Source organism: Halomonas sp. M1 (assembly GCF_029581375.1).
Lineage (GTDB): Bacteria > Pseudomonadota > Gammaproteobacteria > Pseudomonadales > Halomonadaceae > Vreelandella.
Genome location: NZ_CP121119.1, coordinates 587917 through 611429 on the forward strand (window position 1 = coordinate 587917; position 23513 = coordinate 611429).

Annotated in this window: 21 protein-coding genes and 1 tRNA gene; 14 read left to right on the forward strand and 8 right to left on the reverse strand. The window is 52.5% G+C overall.

Annotated features, from left to right (window positions below; translation table 11 throughout):
• From P8S54_RS02680 to P8S54_RS02690, 3 genes are all read right to left on the reverse strand, one after another.
• Positions 1 to 1131 (reverse strand): DUF294 nucleotidyltransferase-like domain-containing protein, encoded by a 1131-nt coding sequence (locus P8S54_RS02680; protein ID WP_281443111.1) that lies wholly within the window; start codon positions 1129 to 1131, stop codon positions 1 to 3.
• 64 nt (positions 1132 to 1195) lie between these two features.
• Positions 1196 to 1522: an HlyU family transcriptional regulator gene (locus tag P8S54_RS02685; protein WP_009095368.1), complete on the reverse strand. Its 327-nt coding sequence runs from the start codon at positions 1520 to 1522 to the stop codon at positions 1196 to 1198.
• 56 nt (positions 1523 to 1578) lie between these two features.
• Positions 1579 to 2799: an argininosuccinate synthase gene (locus P8S54_RS02690; RefSeq protein ID WP_009095366.1), complete on the reverse strand. Its 1221-nt coding sequence runs from the start codon at positions 2797 to 2799 to the stop codon at positions 1579 to 1581.
• Between the two features lie 221 nt (positions 2800 to 3020).
• On the opposite strand from P8S54_RS02690, the gene rnt reads away from it, so the two are divergent.
• Complete coding sequence (gene rnt, locus P8S54_RS02695; RefSeq protein WP_281443112.1) at positions 3021 to 3689, forward strand: ribonuclease T; 669 nt, start codon at positions 3021 to 3023, stop codon at positions 3687 to 3689.
• A 167-nt stretch (positions 3690 to 3856) separates the two neighbouring features.
• Positions 3857 to 5116 carry a 6-phosphofructokinase gene (locus P8S54_RS02700; RefSeq protein WP_281443113.1) on the forward strand — a complete coding sequence of 420 codons (1260 nt, stop codon included), beginning with the start codon at positions 3857 to 3859 and terminating at the stop codon, positions 5114 to 5116.
• 126 nt (positions 5117 to 5242) lie between these two features.
• On the opposite strand, the gene P8S54_RS02705 is transcribed toward P8S54_RS02700, so the two are convergent.
• On the reverse strand, positions 5243 to 6958 hold the full coding sequence (locus P8S54_RS02705; RefSeq protein WP_281443114.1) for a bifunctional protein-serine/threonine kinase/phosphatase: 1716 nt from the start codon (positions 6956 to 6958) through the stop codon (positions 5243 to 5245).
• Between the two features lie 260 nt (positions 6959 to 7218).
• On the opposite strand from P8S54_RS02705, the gene ppa reads away from it, so the two are divergent.
• The 9 genes from ppa to purH all read left to right on the forward strand — a co-directional run bounded on the left by ppa (position 7219) and on the right by purH (position 17534).
• Positions 7219 to 7749 carry an inorganic diphosphatase gene (gene ppa / locus P8S54_RS02710; RefSeq protein WP_009095357.1) on the forward strand — a complete coding sequence of 177 codons (531 nt, stop codon included), beginning with the start codon at positions 7219 to 7221 and terminating at the stop codon, positions 7747 to 7749.
• A 121-nt stretch (positions 7750 to 7870) separates the two neighbouring features.
• Entirely contained in the window at positions 7871 to 9190 is a 1320-nt protein-coding gene (locus P8S54_RS02715; protein WP_281443115.1) for an IS4 family transposase, read from the forward strand.
• A gap of 181 nt (positions 9191 to 9371) precedes the next feature.
• Complete coding sequence (gene dsbD, locus P8S54_RS02720) at positions 9372 to 11225, forward strand: protein-disulfide reductase DsbD (protein WP_281443116.1); 1854 nt, start codon at positions 9372 to 9374, stop codon at positions 11223 to 11225.
• A gap of 315 nt (positions 11226 to 11540) precedes the next feature.
• A complete protein-coding gene (gene accB / locus P8S54_RS02725; protein ID WP_281443117.1) occupies positions 11541 to 12002 on the forward strand; it encodes an acetyl-CoA carboxylase biotin carboxyl carrier protein in 462 nt (153 codons plus the stop codon).
• Positions 12003 to 12032: 30 nt separating this feature from the next.
• On the forward strand, positions 12033 to 13373 hold the full coding sequence (gene accC, locus P8S54_RS02730) for an acetyl-CoA carboxylase biotin carboxylase subunit (protein ID WP_281443118.1): 1341 nt from the start codon (positions 12033 to 12035) through the stop codon (positions 13371 to 13373).
• 141 nt (positions 13374 to 13514) lie between these two features.
• Complete coding sequence (gene prmA, locus P8S54_RS02735; RefSeq protein ID WP_281443119.1) at positions 13515 to 14426, forward strand: 50S ribosomal protein L11 methyltransferase; 912 nt, start codon at positions 13515 to 13517, stop codon at positions 14424 to 14426.
• A 98-nt stretch (positions 14427 to 14524) separates the two neighbouring features.
• Positions 14525 to 15565, forward strand: coding sequence for a tRNA dihydrouridine synthase DusB (dusB, locus tag P8S54_RS02740; RefSeq protein WP_281443120.1), 1041 nt, complete (start codon positions 14525 to 14527; stop codon positions 15563 to 15565).
• On the forward strand, positions 15562 to 15885 hold the full coding sequence (gene fis / locus P8S54_RS02745; RefSeq protein ID WP_009095342.1) for a DNA-binding transcriptional regulator Fis: 324 nt from the start codon (positions 15562 to 15564) through the stop codon (positions 15883 to 15885). The genes dusB and fis overlap by 4 nt, the downstream gene beginning before the upstream one ends.
• Before the next feature lie 50 nt (positions 15886 to 15935).
• Positions 15936 to 17534, forward strand: a complete 1599-nt coding sequence (gene purH / locus P8S54_RS02750; protein WP_281443121.1) for a bifunctional phosphoribosylaminoimidazolecarboxamide formyltransferase/IMP cyclohydrolase — start codon at positions 15936 to 15938, stop codon at positions 17532 to 17534.
• 92 nt (positions 17535 to 17626) lie between these two features.
• Here purH and P8S54_RS02755 read toward each other — a convergent pair whose 3' ends face one another.
• Together P8S54_RS02755 and folE are read right to left on the reverse strand one after the other, a co-directional pair.
• Positions 17627 to 19084: an NAD-dependent succinate-semialdehyde dehydrogenase gene (locus P8S54_RS02755; protein ID WP_281443122.1), complete on the reverse strand. Its 1458-nt coding sequence runs from the start codon at positions 19082 to 19084 to the stop codon at positions 17627 to 17629.
• 154 nt (positions 19085 to 19238) lie between these two features.
• Complete coding sequence (gene folE / locus P8S54_RS02760; protein WP_281443123.1) at positions 19239 to 19790, reverse strand: GTP cyclohydrolase I FolE; 552 nt, start codon at positions 19788 to 19790, stop codon at positions 19239 to 19241.
• 341 nt (positions 19791 to 20131) lie between these two features.
• Here folE and P8S54_RS02765 point away from each other — a divergent pair, with 341 nt between their 5' ends.
• Entirely contained in the window at positions 20132 to 20719 is a 588-nt protein-coding gene (locus P8S54_RS02765; RefSeq protein WP_281443124.1) for a hypothetical protein, read from the forward strand.
• Between the two features lie 40 nt (positions 20720 to 20759).
• Here P8S54_RS02765 and P8S54_RS02770 read toward each other — a convergent pair whose 3' ends face one another.
• The gene (locus tag P8S54_RS02770) at positions 20760 to 21734 is read right to left on the reverse strand and encodes a serine/threonine protein kinase (protein ID WP_281443125.1); all 975 of its coding nucleotides are present in this window, start codon (positions 21732 to 21734) and stop codon (positions 20760 to 20762) included.
• Positions 21735 to 21766: 32 nt separating this feature from the next.
• Positions 21767 to 22144 carry a ComF family protein gene (locus tag P8S54_RS02775; RefSeq protein ID WP_281443126.1) on the reverse strand — a complete coding sequence of 126 codons (378 nt, stop codon included), beginning with the start codon at positions 22142 to 22144 and terminating at the stop codon, positions 21767 to 21769.
• A 451-nt stretch (positions 22145 to 22595) separates the two neighbouring features.
• On the opposite strand from P8S54_RS02775, the gene P8S54_RS02780 reads away from it, so the two are divergent.
• Positions 22596 to 22680 (forward strand) — tRNA-Leu (locus P8S54_RS02780).
• 161 nt (positions 22681 to 22841) lie between these two features.
• Positions 22842 to 23471: a hypothetical protein gene (locus P8S54_RS02785; protein ID WP_281443127.1), complete on the forward strand. Its 630-nt coding sequence runs from the start codon at positions 22842 to 22844 to the stop codon at positions 23469 to 23471.
• Positions 23472 to 23513: the final 42 nt, after the last annotated feature.

The following is a 23513-nucleotide window of genomic DNA, read 5'->3' on the forward strand; positions in this document are numbered from 1 at the left end:
TTAACGTTTGCCTTTTACCCGCTGAATAAAGGTTTTGACCTGCTGAAGATCAAATTTCAACAGCAATTTCTCATCTTCACGTAAGCGGCGAAGATCAACCCAGCCATCTGCGGCCTGGCCGCGTGATATGTCATAACGCTGCTGATCCAGCAGGCACTGTTGAAAACGCTCAAACGCTGCTATCAGCAAGTCTGATTGCTCTAAACTCAAGGTATCAGTCGCATGGCTAAGCGCGACCAAGCGCTCCCGGGTGCCTATTTCCTGCCGCCGATGCCTTACGCTGAGTAAGCGCACAGCGCTGATCAATGGAAGTAATCCCTGCCGTTTAAGATTAATGGCATGACGGTGGGGTGCCTCCGAACTTGGGCTAGCCGCAACGCGTCCGAAACGGTCTAAAGCAACCGGCAGCTCATCAAGCAATACCGACATTTCATCCATAAACAGCGATGCTTGGGGAAGCGTTGTAGAAACACTCTCCGCCAACTGCTCAGCAAGGGCTGAGTTACCTGCCACAGGCGTAAAATCAAGCAAAATATTGGTTTGCTGAACGCGTTTAACACGCCGATCAGCGCTCCATATTTCCAGTTGCAAGCGCCACTCGCTGATCCGTTTTCGCCACATCGGCCAGCGAGCCATTATATGCCCTCGACACAGCGGTATCCCCGCCTCATCAAGACGCTGGGTGAAGCGCTCACCCAGGGCTTGAAAGTAGCCATCGATTTCCACATGGCGGGCATCCGGATAGTCATCAATGATTAACGCATTATCCTGGTCTGGGCTGAGGAGGCTTTCATACCGGGCAGCTGACCCTAACATTACCACGCAGTAATCAACCGGAGGCTCTCCCCACCCCTGGGCATGCATTTCATTGAGCGATAGCGCTATTGCCTGACGGTAAAGCCACGCATTATGGTCGCCAATAATCTGACTAATGCGCCATGCGGGAATGTCATAGCGCACCAGCGCCTCAACGAGTGGCAGTTGACAGGCATGGGAATCCGCCAACGTAAGGTGTGGCGCAAAGAGTCTGGAAAAAATGTCGTCTAACGGCGCCGTGATAGCCGACCTGTTTAGCTGGCCATCTTTATCTATTAAGGAGCGCCATGGCGAGGCTTGATATACAACACGCATTCGCCGCTCCTTGGTTTAATGAGTGGCTCTATGGGTTATTTAAGCGAGGGTATGGCTTGGCTAATCAGTTTTGCTCTTTTTGCCGAGGATCGGGGGCAAACATTGCCTCGCCTACTTCATCAATATAGCGCTGCGCTTTAGTGATCATCATCGCGTCGCAGGCTTCACGACCGGGAAGCATATCTGAACGCTCAAATCGATGCTCTTGGGTAACGCCCGCGCTATCTAGCCTGCGAATCCAGCCACTAACCCGGTATTGCCCGCTTTGGTTATCAGGCTGGGAGACAATTAAATACTCTTTGTACTCAACTGGCTCGGCAGCGTTTGCGCTGCTCTCTTCAGCGCCTTGGCCACCGCCCCCAAAAAGACCTGAAAGTAGTTTTTTTAGCATAGGTAGTTCCCCTGCAATAAAAACGGCCAGCTTTGCGCTGGCCGCTTAACGCATTGTTAGCTCTGCTGACGCCCTTTACCAGCGGCAATACGTAAACGCAGCGCATTCAGCTTGATAAAGCCTTCCGCGTCTTTTTGATTGTAAGCACCCGCATCATCTTCAAACGTCGCGATAGACTCATCAAACAGCGACTGCTCGGACTTACGGCCCACCACAATGGCGTTGCCTTTGTAGAGCTTCATACGCACAACGCCACAAACGTTCTTCTGAGTCTCGTCGATAGCCGCTTGCAGCATGCGGCGCTCTGGGCTCCACCAGTAACCGTTGTAGATGACTTCTGCGTATTTAGGCATCAGTTGATCTTTCAGATGCGCTTCTTCGCGATCGAGAGTCAGCGACTCAATCGCACGGTGGGCGCGCAGCATAATAGTGCCCCCTGGCGTTTCGTAGCAGCCGCGAGACTTCATGCCCACATAGCGGTTTTCAACAATGTCTAAACGGCCAATTCCGTTGTCACCGCCAAGCTTGTTAAGTTTTTCGAGCACTTCATGCGCTTTCAATGGCTCACCATCGATGGCAACAATGTCACCTTTCTCGAAGGTAAGCTCCACATAGGTGGGCTGCTCCGGCGCGGCTTCTGGAGAAACGCTCCAGCGCCACATATCTTCTTCTGCTTCTGCCCACGGATCTTCCAAAATGCCGCCCTCGTAGGAGATGTGCAGCAGGTTGGCATCCATGGAGTACGGCGATTTTTTCTTTTTATTAGAAAAATCGACCGGAATGTTGCGCTCTTCGCAGTAGGCCATCAGCTTCTCACGAGAAGTGAGATCCCACTCGCGCCACGGTGCAATAACTTTAACACCCGGCTTCAGCGCGTAACCGCCCAGCTCAAAACGCACTTGGTCGTTGCCTTTGCCCGTCGCGCCATGGGAAATAGCATCGGCACCGGTTTCATTGGCAATTTCGATTAAGCGCTTGGCAATCAGCGGGCGGGCAATGGAGGTACCCAGCAGGTACTCACCTTCATAAATAGTATTAGCGCGGAACATAGGGAAGACATAGTCCCGCACGAACTCTTCACGAAGGTCTTCTATGTAGATCTCTTTAACGCCCAGCGCTTCCGCTTTCGCACGGGCGGGTTCAACTTCTTCGCCCTGACCGATGTCGGCTGTAAAGGTCACTACTTCGCAGTTGTAGGTCTCTTGCAACCACTTAACGATTACGGATGTGTCCAGGCCGCCTGAATACGCCAGCACAACCTTTTTGACATCGGACATTCTTTACTCCTTGTGTAGGGAAAGCAGTTCACCAAAATATATAGTGCGGCACGCCATGTGCTAACAAAAACCTGTTACCACACTCTATTAGTATAGCGCTCTCAATGCTCAGCGAATACCGTCAACGACGCCTTGGGGGTAAAGCTGCTAGAATCACACCATTCATTGCGGTGGCTTGCTGCACACCCTGACCGATTACTCGCTTTACTAAGGAGAGCTGCATGAGCGAGGCAATTGCCCGCGAATTAATGGCCCAACGTTTTCGCAGTTACCTGCCGGTTGTCATTGATTTAGAAACGGGTGGTTTTAATGCCCAAAACGACGCCGTACTTGAGATTGCAGCCGTTACGCTCACCATGGACCCAGAGGGTAACTTATTACCCGATGCCACCTACGCTTATCATATTCACCCTTTCGAAGGGGCGAACGTTGAACAGTCTGCGTTAGATTTTACCGGCATCAACCTGGACGACCCGCTGCGACGCCAAGTGGCGCTCACGGAGTCAGAGGCGCTGGGGGAGCTTTTTCGCCCTATTCGCAAAGCCATTAAAGCCCACGGCTGTTCACGTGCCATCTTGGTGGGGCATAACGCGGCATTTGATCACAGCTTTTTAAATGCGGCGGCTAATCGCTGTGATGTAAAGCGAAACCCGTTTCATCCGTTCTCAAGCTTTGATACAGCAACGCTCGCTGGCTTCGTGTACGGCCAAACCGTGCTTGCCCGGGCATGTCGCGCTGCGGGTATCGATTTCGATAATAAAGCGGCTCACTCTGCCCGTTACGATACTGAACGCACCGCGGAGCTCTTTTGCGCGATGGTTAACCGCTATAAAGATTTAGGCGGTTGGCGGCTAGCCCAACAGGAGCAAGAGCTGGACATCGGCGAGTAGCCAGCCTAATGCAGCCCCTGCCGCTTTACGCTAAACTTTCGCCGTTTGTTATAAATTTTCCAGGGAATGCCACGGTATTTTCCCTGGGCATATTTAACCTATTTTAGTCATCAAGCACGCTCTAGAGCGTGTTCCAACTATCCGTTTTTAGGAGATGAGACGTTTCCATGGCTCAGCATAATGCCTTTTACGCCCAATCCGGTGGCGTTACCGCCGTCATCAATGCCAGCGCCTGCGGCGTTATCCAAGCATGTCGGCAAGCCCCCGAGCAAATTGGTAAGGTGTACGCCGGTCATAACGGCATTATCGGTGCCTTGACGGAAGATCTCATCGACGTGTCCCAGGAGAGCGATGAAGCTATTGCTGCTCTGCGCCACACGCCGGGCGGTGCTTTTGGTTCATGCCGCTACAAACTCAAAGACATTGATACACACCGCGCCCAGTACGAACGCTTAATTGAAGTCTTTAAAGCCCACGATATTCGCTACTTTTTCTATAATGGCGGTGGCGATAGCGCGGATACGTGCTTAAAAGTTTCGCAGCTGTCTGAAAAGCTGGGTTACCCCCTCACCGCTATTCACGTCCCTAAAACAGTGGATAACGACCTGCCCATCACTGATAACAGCCCGGGTTTTGGTAGCGTTGCTAAGTACATCGCCACCTCTACCCAGGAAGCATCACTGGATGTCGCTTCTATGTGTGCAACGTCCACCAAAGTTTTTGTACTGGAAGTCATGGGGCGGCACGCAGGCTGGATTGCTGCCGCTGGCGGCTTGGCGGGAGAAGGTGAAGGCGAGCCGCCCCACCTGATTATCTTCCCGGAGATTGCGTTCAACCGAAGTGCCGTTATGGCGCGGGTAGAAGAGAGTGTCACCAAGTATGGTTACTGCGTGATTGTGGTATCGGAAGGCGCTCGTTACGAAGACGGCACTTTCCTTGCCGATGCCGGCAATACCGATGCCTTTGGCCACCGTCAACTTGGCGGTGTTGCACCCACGTTAGCCGGTATGATCAAGCAGGACTTGGGCTATAAATACCACTGGGCGGTTGCCGACTACCTGCAGCGTGCAGCGCGCCACCTAGCCTCTAAGACTGATGTCGAGCAGGCGTATGCAGTGGGCCGCGAAGCCGTTACCCTGGCGCTGGCAGGTAAAAACTCTATGATGCCGGCCATTCGTCGCATTTCCCAAGAGCCTTACCAGTGGGATGTGATCTCTGCTCCCTTGGCGCAAATCGCCAATCAGGAGAAATTCATGCCACGAGACTACATCAGCGAAAATGGCTTTGAGATCACTAAAGCGTGCCGCGACTACCTATCACCACTGATTCAAGGGGAAGACTTCCCACCCTTTGAAAATGGCCTACCAAAAGTTGCCAAGTTGAAGCTTGCGAAGGTCGAGCAAAAACTGCCTACTTTCACTCTCTAAGCGCTTTTGGTTTGTGACGAGCAATTTGTGACGAACAATTTGTGACGAGCAATATAAAAGGGGCGGTGCCGTAAAAGCATCGCCCCTTTTTTATGCTTATGTATGCTTAGCGCTTTTTAAAGCAACCTACCTTAGCAACCAAGACAGCACGAGCAGTAGCAGCAGAATACCCGCCACGCCTTGCCAAAACCGCCGCGGCTCTTGGCGCGCTTCCTGTTTCGCTGGCTGTCGCCCTAACGGCACGCGTAACGCATGAAGAAACTCTGACATTCGCCTAAACCGCAGTGATCGCTGTGGATCCAATGCCCTGCGCAGGGCTTCGTCAAGGTCGTGGGTTATCTCAGGGTTCGTCGTGCGCGCGCTACGGTAGCTCAGTTCTTCAAGATCCGTATGGCTACGCAGACGGTTGGGTGTCAAAACATAAGGCAACGCGCCGGTTAACAGCCAGTAAACGGTGGAGGCCAACGAATATTGGTCGCTGCGCCGCCCTACGCTATCACCCAGAGCATACTCCGGGGCCGTGTGCTCATTAAAGCCAATTTGGCGCAGCAGCTCACCTGAATTGCGATGCCCATCGACTTCGCGCATGTGGCAAGCACTAAAATCAGCCAACACCAGTTTGCCATGGGTATCGATCAAAATATTATCAGGGGTGATTTGCTGATGAATAATGTCCCGATGGTGCAGTGCCTGCACTGCTTTCCCCAGCTGATTGGCGATATCTAACCGCTGTATTAGGCTCGCCTGAGGGTGACGCTCAGACCACTGGCGCAGCGTTTCGCTTTCTACATACTGCATTAGATAGTAGAGATAGCGTCGTGGGCGAGAGGGTTCAACCACCTTCACCACGAAGGGTGACTTGACCCGTTCAACCACCCATTGTTGGAGTAAAAAATGCTCCAGATAGGCATTGCGCAAGGAAAGCTCTGGACTTGGCGCTTTCATCACCATGTCGCGCTCTGATTGAATATCACGCACACGATACACCCTAGATTGGGCATTACGCGAGAGCACGGCTTGCACTTCAAAACCATCAAGCCGCTCGCCTACCGATAGCTCCGGTGGTATGGGTAAATCACCGTAAATTAAGCTAGGGTGATCATCAGCCTCCTCTGGCAACTCATCAATCCGTAGCAGCTGAAAGCAGAATTGATCTCCACCATACCCTCGCTCCTGAGCACGCTGTTTCGCTTCGCTGGCGAGACGTTCGCAGGCAGCGTCTAAATCACTCGCATCCTGGCGAATTAGGCGGACATAGTCAGAAGGTAGCAGCGTCCCCCTAACGCCTTGAGTGGTAAATACAAACAGGTCCCCCTGCTTCAGTGCCAGCTGGGTGTAATCAATATCTACACTGCCATCCATCCCCAGCGCCCGGGAAGGGTAGCGATAACCGCCTATATCCGTTACGTGGTCACGGGTCAGTTGCTCAAACTCAGCGCCACGCAGCCGGAACACCAGCGTATCGCCCATGTGGAATAGCTCCGCTTCGCGCCCTCGAAACACGATGGCAGATAGCGAAGAAACAAAACTGCCCTCTTTTACATGCTGGCTTTGGCTGTAGCACCAGCCATTTAACGCCCGTAGCACACGCGTAGCAGAGGTTTTGGTATCCCAATGGTCTGGGGTGGAGTAATAGTCGGCTAGAAAGCCACGTACACTTAGATCCCCGGCTTGCTTTGCCATGGTGTTACGCGAGATTGAGTCACTAATCACCGCGCAGCCGCCTTTAACGTTCAGGAGGGGTTTTTCAGGCAAACGTACCGACATAGAGCTGCGGTGCTGTCGCCTATCCGGAGCGACAAAGGCTTGTCCATAACTGATTAGCAACTGGGCATGCGCCAACTCATCCTCCTAGGCTTGCCTCTTGATGGGAAACACCCAGGGCCTATGATACACGCTGGCGGCGTGAAACGATGCCCACCAAACGTCGCTACCCCTATAAAAACAGGCACATTTAGGGTGCTTATAAAATTAGTCGATTGCACACACCTATGTCGCATTGGTAATCCAGCAGTCATCTTCGTATAATTCTTCGCAATTAATGCAATGCACCAACGCACTTACTGCTTAGTCACTGCTCTACATAAGCCAAGGAACCAACGATGAACTTCGATAATATCCCCGCCGGAAAAGATCTGCCCAACGACATTTACGTGGCAATTGAAATTCCTGCCAACCATGCGCCGATTAAATATGAAATTGATAAAGACATGGGCGCCCTTCTCGTTGACCGTTTCATGGCCACCCCTATGTTCTACCCGGCCAACTACGGCTTTATTCCCCACACCTTGGCTGACGATGGCGACGCTCTGGATGCACTGGTCGTCACTCCTCACCCAGTTGCGCCTGGCAGCATTATTCGTGCGCGCCCCATCGGCATCTTGAACATGACCGATGAAGCGGGTGAAGACGCCAAGCTCGTCTGTGTACCGCACCCGAAACTCAGCACGCTGTACGATGACGTTCAAGAGGTCACAGACCTTCCTGAGCTGCTGCGCCAGCAGATCGCACACTTCTTCGAGAACTACAAAGACCTCGAAAAAGGCAAGTGGGTTAAAGTTGAGTCTTGGGAAGGCGTTGAGGCTGCACGCAAAGCGATTGAAAAAGCCGCAGCGGCCTACCACAAAGCCTAACGGTTGGGTTAATTACGCAAAAAGGCTGCCCTCAGGGCTAATGCCAGTCAGTTAGGGGTTTCATCCATTAGCTGGCAATGCGATATTCCGGTATCAGTGATTTTCTGATACCGGATCTTTTATGCACTTTAGTCAGGCTATTGATGCCATTGCCCGTGTTACCCCTGATACCTTTTCTAGCCTCTCTGAAGTGCTGTCCCCTGAGCTAATTGATACGTGCCTGGAGCAAGCAGGCGTTGCCACGCTGCGAAAGCGGCGCTTACCGCTGGAAATGGTGGTGTGGTCGGTTGTAGGTATGGCGCTATTTCGCCATATTCCTGTGGGACAAGTCGTCAATCAGCTCGATATTATCTTGCCGGGTAAGCGCCCCTTTGTGGTACCCAGTGCAGTCGTTCAGGCACGCCAACGCCTCGGTGTGGATGCCATCAAACATGTTTTCGAACAAACGCAGGCTCTGTGGCATGAACAAACCCCTCACCCTCATTGGTGTGGTCTAAGGCTTTTAGGCGTAGACGGGGTAGTATGGCGAACGCCTGACACACCCGGCAATCAAGCGGCGTTTGCACGCACGCGTAATGCTTATCGAGAGGCGAGCTACCCGCAAGTGCGGATGGTGTGTCAAATGGAGTTGACGAGCCACCTGATCACGGGCGCCGCGTTTGACAGTATCTCGGCTGGCGAAGTGGCATTGACGACAGATCTGATAGCCAGTACGCCTGACCACTCTCTGACGTTATTTGACCGCGGGGTTTATTCGCTAGGTATGCTGCATGCGTGGCAGCAAGCAGGCGAGCAGCGCCACTGGCTGATCCCGCTACGAAAGGGAACACAATATGAAGAAATCTACTCGTTGGGTCGTCAGGATCGACTGGTTCGCCTGACAACATCGCCACAAGCGCGAGCGAAATGGCCAGACTTGCCCGCGACGTTGGAAGCACGCCTGATGTGTCGCAAGGTCAAGGGCAAAGAGATTCAGGTGCTGACGTCGATGACCGATCCGCTGCGCTTTCCTGCCGCTGATATCGTGGATCTTTATAGTTACCGCTGGGAAATCGAGCTGGGCTATCGGGAAATGAAGCAGTCACTTCTGGGTAATCGGCTCACGCTGCGTAGCCGCACGCCGGACATGGTTCGCCAGGAGTTATGGGGCACGTTGCTCGCCTACAACTTAATACGCTTTCAGATGGCCCGAATGGCCTATAGCTTAGACAGTGTTCACCCCAATCAATTGAGTTTTCATCAAGCTGCCCATTTTATTATCAGGGAATTATCTATGCTGCCGGCGGTGTCACCTGGCCGTCTTCCCGAGGTAATGAAGTCGATGCTAGAGATGGCGCCGTCGTTCTTGCTACCTGATAGACGAGAAAGGTCGTACCCGCGTGCTGTTCGGGCACGACCACAAAAATATGCGGTTAGAAAAAAGCCAGTCAGGCTTAACTGACTGGCATTAGCCCTCAGGGCAGCCTTTTTGCGTTTAGGTCTTTTTTGTATTTAAAACAATGCATTCGTGGATTAACTCAGTGTGAAGTACCGCGTCACGACACCGCAGCGGCTACGCTGGCGCTGAGAGGTGCGATATGCTGCGTCTCAGATACCCCGTAAAGACTGCGCAAGGATACATCGTGTTACCCATCAAACGTTTTAGCCTGTTTTTTTTGCTCTGCTGGCTCCCTGTGCTGGCTCAGGCGCAGTGGTTTTCCTCTTCCAGCAACCAGAGTGACTTTTTACCTGTCTTAGAGGCATTTCAACCCACTGCCTGGCATGACGGTGAGTCGCTTTTTATTGGCGTGGATATTGCTGATGAGTACTACCTCTATCGCCACCAACTGGCAGTTACCAGCCTAAATAGTAGCGTTGACTTAGAAGAGCCCCTAATACCCGACGGCACCTTTACCAATGATGAGTTCATGGGTGACGTGTATATCTTTCGCGACAACTTGGTATTTGAGGCTCCGTTTTCAGCGCCCTATAGCGGCCCCATTGATATTGAGCTTACCTTTCAAGGCTGTGCAGACGCAGGCCTATGCTACCCGCCTGAACGCATAACCCTTGAAGCGAACGAAACGTCGCCACCTGCTAGGTTTGCTGACTGGGAGACAGAGCCCACGTCACAAACAACCCCCTCCGGGGAGCAACGCACTGCTAACGACAACACCAGCTTCAGTGCTCCACAGAGTCAAGACAGCCGTTTTAGCGCTCTAATTAGCGAGGCTAGCCTACCACTTGCGCTTGGCCTCTTTTTCCTCGCCGGCATTGGGCTTACCTTTACTCCCTGCGTCCTGCCAATGATCCCTATTTTGTCATCCATTGTGGTGGGCCAAAATCCTACTAAACCCCGTGCCTTCGCCCTGTCTGCCAGCTATGTACTGGGCATGGCGTCTACCTATGCCGTAGTAGGCATCTTGATGGGGTTATTCGGCGCGGGGCTTAATCTTCAAGCCCACTTGCAGTCCGCGCCCGTACTGATCACGTTCGCACTGCTGTTTACGCTATTTGCACTGGCTATGTTTGGTGCCTTTAATTTACGCGTTTCCCCCCGCTTAGCCAGCCGGGTAGATGCTTGGCAAGCTCGCGCACAACAGAGTGGGCCTGCGGGATTAGCGTTGGCAGGCGCACTATCGGTGCTAGTGGTTTCTCCCTGTGTAACCGCACCTTTAGCGGGCGCACTGGTGTTTATTTCTACCACCGGCGATGCGCTGATGGGGGGCGCCGTTTTATTTGCGCTTGGCATGGGCATGGGGGTTCCTCTCCTGCTGGTAGGCACCTTTGGCACCACCTTGCTGCCCCGCACCGGCGCCTGGATGAACGGCGTAAAAGTTGCCTTTGGGCTGCTGATGCTGGGTGTCGCCATCTGGATGATTGAGCGGTTAGTGGCACCCTCTGTTGCACTGCTACTCTGGGCAGGGCTGGCCATTGGCAGCGCACTAGCGCTGGGCGCACTCAACATTAACCAACCCCTTGGCTGGTCTCGGGCGCGCCAAACCTTAGGCCTTATGCTGCTTGCCTGGGGCGTTGCGCTGGTGTTTGGCGCGGCCCAAGGTGGCAGCAACCCGCTTCGCCCACTGACGGTTTCAGGCGGACAATCTGAGGCCATGTCTCAGGCACTCTCATTTCAAACAGTCGACTCCCTTAGCGACCTGGAGATGGCCGTTGCCCAAGCAGAGCGTAACCAGCGCCCGGCCTTTGTCCACTTCACTGCAGACTGGTGTATATCCTGCAAACTAATGGAGCGAGAGGTTTACCCCCACCCAGACGTAAGCGCCGCATTGAACGATTTTCAACTTGTAGCGGTCGATGTGACCAACACGGATGCTCAAAGCCGAGAGTTGCTTAACAGCTTCAACCTTTTTGGCCCACCTAGCTTGCTATTTTTTGCTGAAGGAGAGGAAATTCGCGATGCGCGCATTCAAGGTGAAGTCAATGCTGAACAACTTGCACAACACCTAGAGTCGTTTAAGCGTTGGCAGCAGGGGTGAGTACGAAAACTGGCCCTTTAACCGCCCCTTTTATGCCGTTGTGTCGCGATTGTCGTCAAACAGTTGTTTAATTTCCTAAGAACGAGCATATCTAGACCACCACTGGACATGCTCGCACTTTTTCGGCAAACTCCGCACCCATATTAGCTAAAAAACGCATCTTTTACGGCTGAGCAACGGGTAACGTTCACCATCGTGCAGCGTTCTCTTCATTTTTAATTCTGGTTTACTGCGCTCTTTCAGGCGCCACGGTATGGGCAACTCTTTTTGCTTGCCTATCCTGTAGAAACCTTTAACACCGATTGGGGCTACTATATGGATATTCGTAAAGTTAAGAAATTGATTGAGTTACTCGAAGAGTCCAACATCAGCGAGATTGAAATTCAGGAAGGCGAAGAGTCCGTTCGCATCAGCCGACACCCGAACGGGGCAACTTGGCAGCCCCAGCCAATGCCCCAATACGCCCAGCAATCCCCCTACCAGCAGGCACCCTCCGCTAACGCTGCGCCAGTAGCGGCTGAGCCCCAGGAATCCAGCTATCGCGGTGAAGCTGTTCATTCACCCATGGTGGGCACCTTCTACCGTAGCCCGGCCCCGGGTGCAAAAGCCTTTGTAGAAGTAGGCGACACTGTGAAGCAAGGTGATACGGTATGTATCATTGAAGCGATGAAAATGATGAACCAAATCGAAGCTGACCGCGATGGTGTGATTGAGGCCATCCTTGTGGAAGACGGCGAGCCGGTGGAATTCGATCAACCTATGATCGTCATCGCTTAATCTTTCATATCAACACGGGTGGATTCTCCCATGCTGGACAAGGTACTTATCGCGAACCGCGGCGAGATTGCCCTACGTATTCTTCGGGCCTGTAAAGAGCTAGGGATCAAAACCGTTGCGGTACACTCCAAAGCTGACCGTGAATTAATGCACGTTCGGCTTGCTGATGAAGCGGTGTGTATTGGCCCCGCTCCCTCAGCGCAATCTTATTTGAATATTCCAGCGTTGATTAGCGCTGCAGAAGTCACCGATTCAACCGCCATTCACCCGGGCTATGGCTTTCTCTCGGAAAATGCCAACTTTGCTGAACAGGTAGAACGCTCTGGCTTTACCTTTATTGGCCCGCGCGCTGAAACGATCCGCCTCATGGGTGACAAAGTCAGCGCCATTCAGTCGATGAAGGAAGCTGGCGTTCCCACAGTGCCCGGCTCAGACGGCCCCCTAGGCGACGATGACGCCACCAATTTAGCCACGGCACGTAGAATTGGCTATCCGGTGATCATCAAAGCAGCTTCGGGTGGCGGCGGTCGCGGCATGCGCGTAGTGCATACCGAAGGCCATTTGCTGTCAGCCATTACGGTAACCCGCACAGAAGCACACGCCGCCTTTGGCGACGGCACGGTCTACATGGAAAAATTCCTTGAAAAGCCGCGCCATGTTGAAGTTCAAGTGCTTGCTGATGGCCAGGGTAACGCGATTCATCTTTATGACCGCGACTGCTCGCTACAGCGTCGTCACCAAAAAGTATTGGAAGAAGCCCCAGCGCCCGGACTTGATCCTGAAGCCCGCGCCCAGGTGCTTGAAGCGTGCCGCCAAGCGTGTATCAAGATTAATTACCGCGGCGCAGGCACCTTCGAATTCTTATACGAAGATGGCGAGTATTTCTTTATTGAGATGAACACCCGCGTTCAGGTAGAGCACCCGGTGACCGAGATGGTGACCGGCGTGGATATCGTCAAAGAGCAGCTACGCATTGCTTCTGGCTTGCCACTTTCAATCCGCCAGGAAGATGTGAAGCTTTCCGGTCACTCCTTTGAGTGTCGGATTAATGCTGAAGACTCGCGCACCTTTATGCCTTCACCGGGTAAAGTAACGCTGTATCACTCTCCCGGCGGTCTTGGCGTTCGCATGGACTCGCACATCTACACCGGCTACACCGTTCCTCCTCACTATGATTCACTGATCGGCAAGCTGATCACATGGGGAGAAGATCGCGAAATCGCCTTAACGCGGATGCGTAATGCACTCGACGAACTATTGGTCGAAGGTATTAAAACCAACATCGACCTGCAGAAAGACCTCGTCCGTGACAGCTACTTCCGCCAAGGCGGTGTCAACATCCACTACCTTGAGAAGAAGCTCAGCAGCTAACACAACCCAAGACACTGGCAACATCTAGGCCGGTAGCACTAGGTACGTACTGCTAAGCGGGGTGGCTAAAGCCACCCCGTTGCTGTTTATAACGTTCTAACCTTTCTCAACGAATTGCTATTCCATGCAGCGGAGATCCCCATGCCCTGGCTTCAACTCAAAGCTCACGTCGCCCCCGAGCAAGCGGACCTGCTCGAAGAGCTACTGCTAGCAGAAGGCGCCACCGCCATCGGCCTACAAGATGCCCATGACAACCCTGTTTTCGAGCCAGAAAGAGGCACAACACCGCTGTGGCAGGACACAATATTAACCGGCCTATACGACGATCTAGAAGGCATTCACGAAATGTTAGGGCGAATTGAGGCAGCATGGGCAGAGCAATTGCCCAGCGACCCCTGCCCAATGATCGAATATGAGCTACTTGCTGACCGGGACTGGGAAAGAGAGTGGATGGATGATTTCACTCCATTGAAAATGGGTGAGCGACTCTGGATTGTCCCTAGCTGGCATGAGCCGCCAGAAGCCGACGCCGTCAACCTGATTCTAGATCCCGGACTCGCCTTCGGCACCGGCACTCACCCCACCACGGCACTCTGCCTGGAATGGCTGGACAGCCTAGCCGTTGCCGGACAGCTACACGATAAAAGGGTATTGGATGTGGGCTGCGGCTCAGGAATACTTGCGATCGCAGCGCTAAAATTAGGCGCAGCCCATGCCGATGCCACTGACATCGACCCCCAGGCACTTCAAGCGAGCCGGGATAACGCCGAACGCAACCACATCAATGATCAGCAGCTAGCGCTTTACTACCCCGAACAGTTAACGGACGGCCCCTATCCCGTTGTTACTGCAAACATACTGGCAGGCCCTCTGGTTGAGCTATCTCCAATGATTGCTGGCCACGTTGCCCCAGGCGGGCATCTTGCCCTATCCGGCATTTTAGCTAACCAAGCCAACGACGTGCTAGAAGCCTACCAAGCTCAAGGGCTCATCATGGAAGAGCCGATTATTCGTGAAGGCTGGGTACGCTTATCTGGAATGCGACCGGCTTAATCGCGCTTTCGGCCTTCACCCCATCGCCGAGTAGGCGTATCATACGCCCCCTTGAAACGCCTACCCGTCGATTTCATGCAGGCCCACAACGCAGCACTATGACTCTACTGACGACTCACCCCCCGAAGATTGGGCCTTACCAGATGCCTAATCAGGTAATACTGGCGCCCATGGCAGGCGTTACCGACCGTCCCTTTCGACAGCTTTGCCGACGGCTTGGTGCTGGTTGGGTAGTGGGCGAGATGGTCACCGCCGACCCATCGCTGTGGCATACCCGTAAGTCTCAGCTGCGTATGGATCACCAGGGCGAACCAGCCCCGCGTGTGGTGCAGATTGCCGGCGGCGATGCTGACATGCTTGCCCATGCGGCGCGACTCAACGCTGAACTAGGCGCGCAGGTGATTGATATCAACATGGGCTGCCCAGCAAAAAAGGTCTGCAACAAAGCAGCGGGTTCTGCCCTGATGCGAGATGAAGCGTTAGTGGCAGAGATACTAGAAGCGGTAGTCGCTGCAGTAGATATTCCAGTGACGCTTAAAATCCGCACGGGCTGGTGCGCTGAATCAAATAATGGCCTGCGCATCGCTCAACTGGCAGAGTCAGCAGGCATTCAAGCGTTAGCGGTACATGGACGCCACCGGGAGCAGCGCTATACTGGTTGGGCAGAGTACGACACGATAGCGGACATTAAGTCGCGCCTTTCGATACCCGTATTCGCCAATGGCGACATTACCAGTCCCGAAAAAGCCCATGACGTGCTTTGCTATACCGGAGCCGATGCGGTCATGATAGGTCGCGGCGCCCAGGGCAATCCGTGGATATTTCAAGAAATTAATTACTATTTGACCCACGGCGAGCGGCTCGCCTCCCCTAGCTTGACCGAGCGCTGCCAAGTGCTTGCCGAACACGTGGGCGCCCTGCACACATTTTACGGCGAGACCATGGGTGTTCGCATCGCACGTAAGCATGTTGGCTGGTACGTCAATGATGATCAGCGTTTTTCTGACCATCAACGCCGCATGCTAAAACAACAATTTAATGCGCTTAGCTCGCCTGATTCGCAGTTTGAGTGGATTAACAATGCCATGACGCATGACGCTGCAGAGCGTCTGCTAGCCAAAGGAAGCCATGCTGCATGACCGAACGCGACCTGCTTTCCAGCGAATTTTCTCCACAGCTCTCCGGCACGCTGGCGGATCCTGCTACCACAACGCCGCCTCAACCGCTAAGAGAGGCGGTTGAAACCGCTATGCGTCGTTACTTCGAGCATCTCGATGGCAGTCAGGCAACTGACCTGTATGCCATGGTGATGGCCGAAGTAGAGGCGCCACTTCTTGCCTGTGTTATGGAACATACCGATGGCAACCAGACCCGCGCTGCCGACGTACTGGGCTTAAATCGCGGCACGCTGCGCAAGAAGCTGAAACAGTACGGACTCATTGAAGGTGACGCCCCCTAATACGGGGCGTTATTAGTTTTTAACTCTCGACCCTGCACACGAGCACTCTCATGGCTGATAGCACTCTTAAAGCTGGTAACAATGTAACTCCCGTTCGCCGCGCACTCCTGAGCGTATCTGACAAAACCGGCATTGTTGAATTTGCCCGTGGCTTGAGCCAAAACGGTGTAGAGCTACTTTCTACGGGTGGCACGTTTCGCCTGCTGCAAGAAAACAGCATACCGGTAAAAGAAGTGTCTGAGCACACCGGCTTTCCCGAAATTATGGATGGCCGGGTTAAGACGCTACACCCCAAAATTCACGGCGGCATTCTTGCTCGCCGTGGCCAAGACGACGCGGTGATGGCAGAGAACGATATTACGCCAATCGATATGGTCGTGGTTAACCTATACCCCTTTGCCGCCACCGTAGCCAACCCTGACTGCACGTTAGAAGACGCTATCGAAAACATCGATATTGGCGGACCCACAATGGTGCGCGCCTGCGCAAAAAACCATGCCTTCACGACGATTGTGGTGAACGCGGATGACTATGCACGCGTTATAGGTGAACTTTCTCACCACAATGGCCAGGTAAGCGCTGAAACCCGCTTTGATCTTGCCGTTAAGGCGTTTGAACATACGGCAGGTTATGACGGTGCCATCGCCGACTATCTAGGCCGCAAAGTACGCAGCGAAGATGCTTCCTTCGCTCGCACTTTCAATCTGCAGTTACATAAAAAGCAGGATATGCGCTACGGGGAAAACCCCCATCAGCAAGCGGCATTTTACGTTGACCCGACCGCAAGCGAACCAAGCGTTGCCACTGCAAAAACACTGCAAGGCAAGCCGCTCTCTTTTAATAATGTGGCTGATACCGATGCCGCCTTTGAGTGCGTAAAAGCGTTTGATGAAACGGCCTGCGTTATCGTCAAGCATGCCAACCCCTGTGGCGTAGCCATTGGTGCAAGCACCTTGGAAGCCTACGACAAGGCGTTTGCTACCGACCCCACCAGCGCGTTTGGCGGCATCATCGCCTTCAATGTGGCGCTAGACGCTGCGACCGCACGAGCCATTATCGACCGTCAGTTTGTAGAAGTGATTATTGCACCCGGCGTTAGCAATGAGGCAGCTGCCATTGTGGCTGAAAAACAGAATGTGCGCCTTTTGGATGTTAGCGCTCACTGGCCCGGTGAACAGCAGCCAGCATTTGATTTCAAACGCGTTAATGGCGGCCTGCTGGTTCAGGAACGCGATCAGGGCATGGTGACCCGTGAAGAGTTAACCGTCGTCAGCGAACGTGCGCCCTCAGAACAGGAGCTACGTGACCTAGCGTTTGCTTGGCGAGTGGCTAAATTCGTTAAATCCAACGCCATTGTGTACGCAAAAGCTGGACAAACTGTTGGCGTTGGTGCTGGCCAAATGAGCCGGGTTTACTCAGCTAAAATTGCCGGTATTAAAGCAGCCGATGAAGGGTTTTCGGTTCCTGGCTCAGTCATGGCGTCTGACGCATTCTTTCCCTTCCGCGATGGTATCGACGCCGCCGCTGAAGCAGGCATTACCGCCGTTATTCAGCCCGGTGGCTCGATGCGTGACCAGGAAGTGATTGATGCCGCTAACGAAGCGGGCATTGCGATGGTATTTACCGGTATGCGCCACTTCCGCCACTAAGTACCATCCTTTCTTGTAAAACGAAAACCCCCGTTGGCACGGCGCCAATGGGGGTTTTTTATTGTCATCTTAAAAGGACCTGACGAGAGCAGTTAGCCTAGATCAATACAGAGGTATTTAGTTTCCAAATACTCTTCTAAGCCCTGGTGCCCGCCTTCGCGGCCAAGGCCAGAGGCTTTTACCCCACCAAACGGCGCTGCTGCATTGGAAATAAGCCCAGTGTTAATACCCACCATGCCATACTCAAGCGCCTCAGCAACGCGCCATACCCGCGCTAGGTCGCGCGAATAAAAGTAGGACGCTAAGCCATACTCAGTGTCGTTAGCCATTTCGATGGCGGTCTCTTCGTCATCAAACGGAAACACGGCTGCTAGCGGACCGAAGGTTTCTTCATGAGCCACTTTCATTGTATCGGTCGCAAAGCTTATCAGTGTGGGGGTGAAAAAGTTGCCACCTAACGGGTGCGGATGACCGCCCAGCAACAGCTCTGCGCCCTTATCAACCGCATCCTGTACGTGTTCACTGACTTTTTTTACCGCATTTTCGTCAATCAACGGACCGATATTAACACCGGATTTAGTGCCATCCCCTACTCGAAGCTCACTGTTCATCGCCACCGCAAGCTTTTCGCAGAAAGCGTTAATCACGCTGGACTGAACTAGAAAACGGTTAGTACACACACAGGTTTGGCCGGCGTTGCGAAACTTAGCCGCCATTGCACCTTCAACCGCAGCATCAAGATCAGCATCTTCAAAAACAATAAACGGTGCGTTACCGCCCAGCTCTAGCGATATTTTTTGAACATGCTCAGCTGCCTGGGCCATCAGCTTACGCCCGACCTCAGTGGAACCCGTAAAGGTAATTTTGCGCACTTTAGGCGACTGCGTCAGTGCTTTGGCTATTTCAGACGCATTACCCGGCACAACGTTGAAAACACCACGGGGTATACCTGCTCGCTCAGCAAGCAGCGCCAGCGCGGTAGCCGAAAATGGTGTTTGACTGGCAGGCTTGACCACGATAGTACAACCTGCGGCCAGAGCAGCTCCAGCCTTACGCGTTATCATCGCCGCCGGGAAGTTCCACGGTGTAATAGCACCCACTACGCCTACCGGCTGCTTGGTGACCACGATCCGCTGATTAGCCTTAGCTGCAGGGATGGTTTCACCATAAACACGCCTCGCTTCTTCGGCAAACCAGCGCAAAAAACTCGCGGCGTATGCAATCTCGCCTTCTGATTCTTTTAAAGGTTTGCCCTGCTCATAGGTCATTAGCAGTGCCAGATCATGCTGGTGCTCAAGCATTAAATCATGCCACTTGAGTAATAGGTCAGCACGCTCCTGAGCGGTTAATGCTCGCCAGGCGGGCAATGCGGCGTCCGCCGCATCAATGGCGCGTTCTGTTTCAGCTTTGCCTAATCGCGGGATATCGCCAACCGGTTCGCCGGTTGCCGGATTAATAACGTTGATCTGCTCACCGCTGTCTGCGGCCACCCAGCTGCCGTCGATATAGGCAAAAGGGCAATACAGCTGTGTCTCTTTCAGCGCTTCCATGACAGACTCCTGACCAAATGATGGCCTCGCAGGCTCATAAACCCCTTCATGCTAAGACGAAAAAGCACATTTGACCAAGTGTTTGGCAACAACGCAGACGCTAGTTCCAAAAAAAGGCACAGAAGCCTGGGTTGAGCACTGCATAACAGCCCACTCAACTAATCAGCGTTAAAAACTCTTGGCGGGTAGCCTGATTAGCACGAAAACCGCCCAGCATTACCGACGATGTCATGCTTGAATTTTGCTTCTCAACGCCTCGCATCATCATGCATAAGTGGCGCGCCTCAATGACCACGGCAACCCCTCTGGCTTGAGTGACTTGCTGCACGGTTTCTGCAATTTCACGGGTAAGGTTTTCCTGAATTTGCATACGCCTTGCAAACATATCAACAATCCGAGCAAATTTGGAAAGCCCAAGCACTTTGCCGTTGGGTAAGTAAGCGATATGACATTTACCAATAAATGGCAGCAGGTGGTGCTCACACATCGAGTAGAGTTCGATATCTTTCACCAGTACCATTTCATCGGTCTGAGATTCAAACACTGCGCCATTCACTATTTCTTCGAGCGACTGCCGGTACCCTGCTGTTAAAAACTGCATGGCTTTTGCCGCCCGCTTGGGCGTATCACGTAGCCCTTCACGCTCTGGATTCTCTCCTAGAGCAGTAATAATTTGGCGGTAGTTTTGGGCGATGTCGTCAGTCATGTTAAGCCTCATACAAACTGTGCGTACTCTCTTTTAAGCGCTGTTGTCGCGCTTGTGAGTCATGATGCGCACAAACTATTAGTTGCAACCTAATGCTCGTAAACAAATATTTTTAAACAAATACTTACAAGCCGCGTAATACGTTTTCACGCCACTCATATACAAAAAATATACCTTAAAATAACTTTTGTACAACTAAAAGCCGCGTCTTGGCTTATTTTAACGTACCTAGCACCACTGTGGCAGAGTGCCGCGCTCCCCCGTTCGTGTCTATTTGAGCTGTGCTATGATTAATCACTATTTTTGCTTTAACCGCAGCGTCAAATCTGAGAGCACTCTACATGTCATTTAAGTCAACGTCTTTTTGGTTAACTACCCTAATTGGTTCAGCATTAGCTGCACCTCTTCAAGCAGCAGATGCCTCTCTGACTCTGCCTAGTGGCGCTAGTATTGGTGTTGAAGTCATTGAAGACCTCCGCCTGAGCGAAGACCAAGCTCGTAAAGCAGATATTTTGTTGCACCCCGCGCCTGTAAATAGCGCCACTCATGAGCTACCCGAGTACTGCATTCTGGTAGCGAATGCGCAGTTAAGCGGTAACCGCATCCGGATTACTACCCAAGATGCTACCTGTATTGAAACCGATGATGCCGAAAGCGCTATTTACTCAGGCACCTTTAAAGCCAGCGCCTACTCGGAAGACGGCCAGTACGGGCTAGCGTGCGACGACACAGCGTGCACCCTTAACCCAGGTGATGCATTCATTTTAACGCTTGATGAAAGCGTCAGCATTTCTGCACAAGACAATCCATCAGCAGAAATTAACGCTGCCCGCCGACAGGCTAATGGCGAAGGCGTCGCCAACCCTATACCTGCTGATCGCCCATCCCCCAGTGAAGGTAGCAACGCCACTTCAACAGCGACGGAATAACCTAACAGCTGCTGGCCTAGCGCACCTATAAATGACGTGCCTAGGCCAGCCAAATAGGCTTCTCTAACTGCAAGCACTGCTGTTCAAGCTGTCGAATGTGTTGATCCCAATAACCGCTTTCTGCCAACCAGGGAAATGCGCGGGGAAATGCAGGGTCGTCCCAGCGGGAGACCAACCATGCAGTATGGCGAATCAAACGATAAGCTCTTAACGGTTCAATCAGCGACATTTGTTTATGCGGAAACGGCAGCGTCTCTTCGTAACCCTCAACAAGTTCGCTTAATTGCGCGCGCCAGCTATTGGGGTCACTCACCGGTAACAACATCCAAATATCTTGGATAGCCGGCGCCATAATGCAGTCGTCAAAATCAACTAGCGTAAACACCCCGTCCCTACCCAGCACATTCCCTAAATGACAATCGCCATGAGTGCGTATCATCGGCGCGGCCTCAACAGTCCCTCCACCTAGCTGACGAAGAATTTTTTGGATTACCTGCTGGTAGGCACGCCGCTGGTGTTTATTAAGCCTCTCGCTCGCTAATACGTGCGCTTCCGCTTCAACAATATCGCGCTCAAAATGCAACTCACGACGGTATTGAAACGCTTTTTTACTCGCCACTTTATGAAGGCTGCCAAGCGCTTCACCCAGAGCAAAAAGATGCGAAGGATTATCTAATTCAGGCGCTTGACCTGCGCATTGAGGGAACAAGGCAAACCGAAACTCTTGAAACTCATGCAGTGAGCGGCCTTGGCTGTCTCTCCATGGAGCAACAACTGGCACATTAGCCTGATATAGCTCCTGCAAGAAATCGTGCTCTTCTTGAATCGCTTCGTTACTCCAACGACCAGGACGATAGAACTTAACTATCCAGCGACCACCCTCATCATCGCGAAACATTAACACACGATTTTCGTAGCTATTAAGCGCAAACGGCTCGCCAGCAGGCCAAACTCCTATGGACTCGGCGGCAGACATCACGAGGTCTGGCGATAGTGCGTTAAATGGATGCGACATAGACCGCTCCTTGGAAAGAAAGCCTCATTCTATCAACTCTTATCCAATGGCGTACGGGCAGCGCTCCATATATCTACTCGCTCAGCACCAGCCTTCAGCGCAGCAATCGCCAACGCGTGCCCAGTGGCCCCCGTTGTTACCACATCATCAACAATCGTCACATGAGATGGGAGTGATGTTGCGACGCTAAAGGCACCCATCATATTTGCCATTCGCTGGCGGCGATTTAATGAGCGCTGTGAAGGCAAATGTTTAATACTTGAGGCGCTAGCAACGGGCAGCGCCAACCGACGCCCAAGTTGGCTGGCTAGCCAATGCGCTTGGTTGAAGCCTCGCTCCCGAGCACGGGCAGGAAACATAGGTACTGGAAGCAGTACACTACCTAACGAAGCTGGCGTGTTAGCTAGCATCAGCTCTACTAGTAGATTTCCTGCACGGGGAGAAGCATTAAATTTAAAATCGTGGAGCAGCTCTATGACAGGCCCCTGATATAGCAACTCGGCTGTTGTGGCCCTAAAAGCAGGCGGATTCGTTAAACAGTGACCGCATAGGGCCTGGGGCTTGTGTAACGGTGTGCTGCTCAGTGGTTCTTTACATTGCAGACACCCAGCACTGTTCCACGGGAGGTCGTTAAAGCACTCCCAGCACCAACCTCTGCCGGCAGCTCCAGGAGCTAGGCAAAAAGCACAATAGCCTGGCAGCCCAACGCGAAGCCATTGGCTTGATTTGACCGCTGTCCTATTAAGCTTGTTATGTAGCCATCGCGTCAGATGCATACCCAACCCACGTCACTAGTGAGAGACCACAATACTCAAAGTGTTGACATTAACAAAGAAGCTGTTAATATGCGTCTCGTCTTCAGCGGATGTGGTGGAATTGGTAGACACGCTAGATTTAGGTTCTAGTGCCGTAAGGTGTGGGAGTTCGAGTCTCCCCATCCGCACCAATTTAAGCTTCAAATCAATTCGGTAGCCATCGGCTGACCGAATTTTTTTTGCTTCTCACTTTTGTCTCTTCTTAATTTTTCTAAGCTACTGACTGAGACTCACTTTTAGGCTAAGTTAATAGCCATGCTTTTTACCAGTGTAGTGAGAAGGATCTCATCCAATGGAATGGCTTAGCGACAATGCCCAGGCAATTTCTGCCGTTGCCAGTGTATGCACGCTATTAGTGTGGATATTTTATGCTCAACTGCTCTATAACGGCTATATTCGCCAACGGCGACCTCGAATCATTATTAATCGGGGTAAAGGAATTGGTACTGAAGCCCTTTGCTTAATCAGCAACATGAGCAATGAAGCTATCTATATTCAACACGTGGTGGCTGTGCTTCACACCCAACAGGGCCGATACTCACTCGACGTAGTGGAGTATCAGCAGCAGAGCGACGAGGATCAAGACGTCAGCTATCGTACCCACCAAGGCCCGCTTGCCTCCGGCGACTATCTGCATATTCAGTCATTCGGAAACATCGTGAACCAAGTTAAACAGCACTGGAAAATCGATGATGAAGTGCTGCATGGGCACAATATTCAACTCGACATTCGCGTCATTGCTATTTATGGCTCTGAAGACATGCCGGTAGGTGCTTCACGCAGCTTCAGCCTTGATCTAGACACAGAACCAAACCGCCAGCTTACGCCAGCCAGCGTGGACACAGTCCGACTCAATGGTCGCAGACAACGCAAGCGAGTTCTGGAATGGGCAAAAGAGATTGAAACCCATAAAGCACAATAGGCTTCACTTTTAAGTCAAGGCACCGATTCACGCTACTATTGA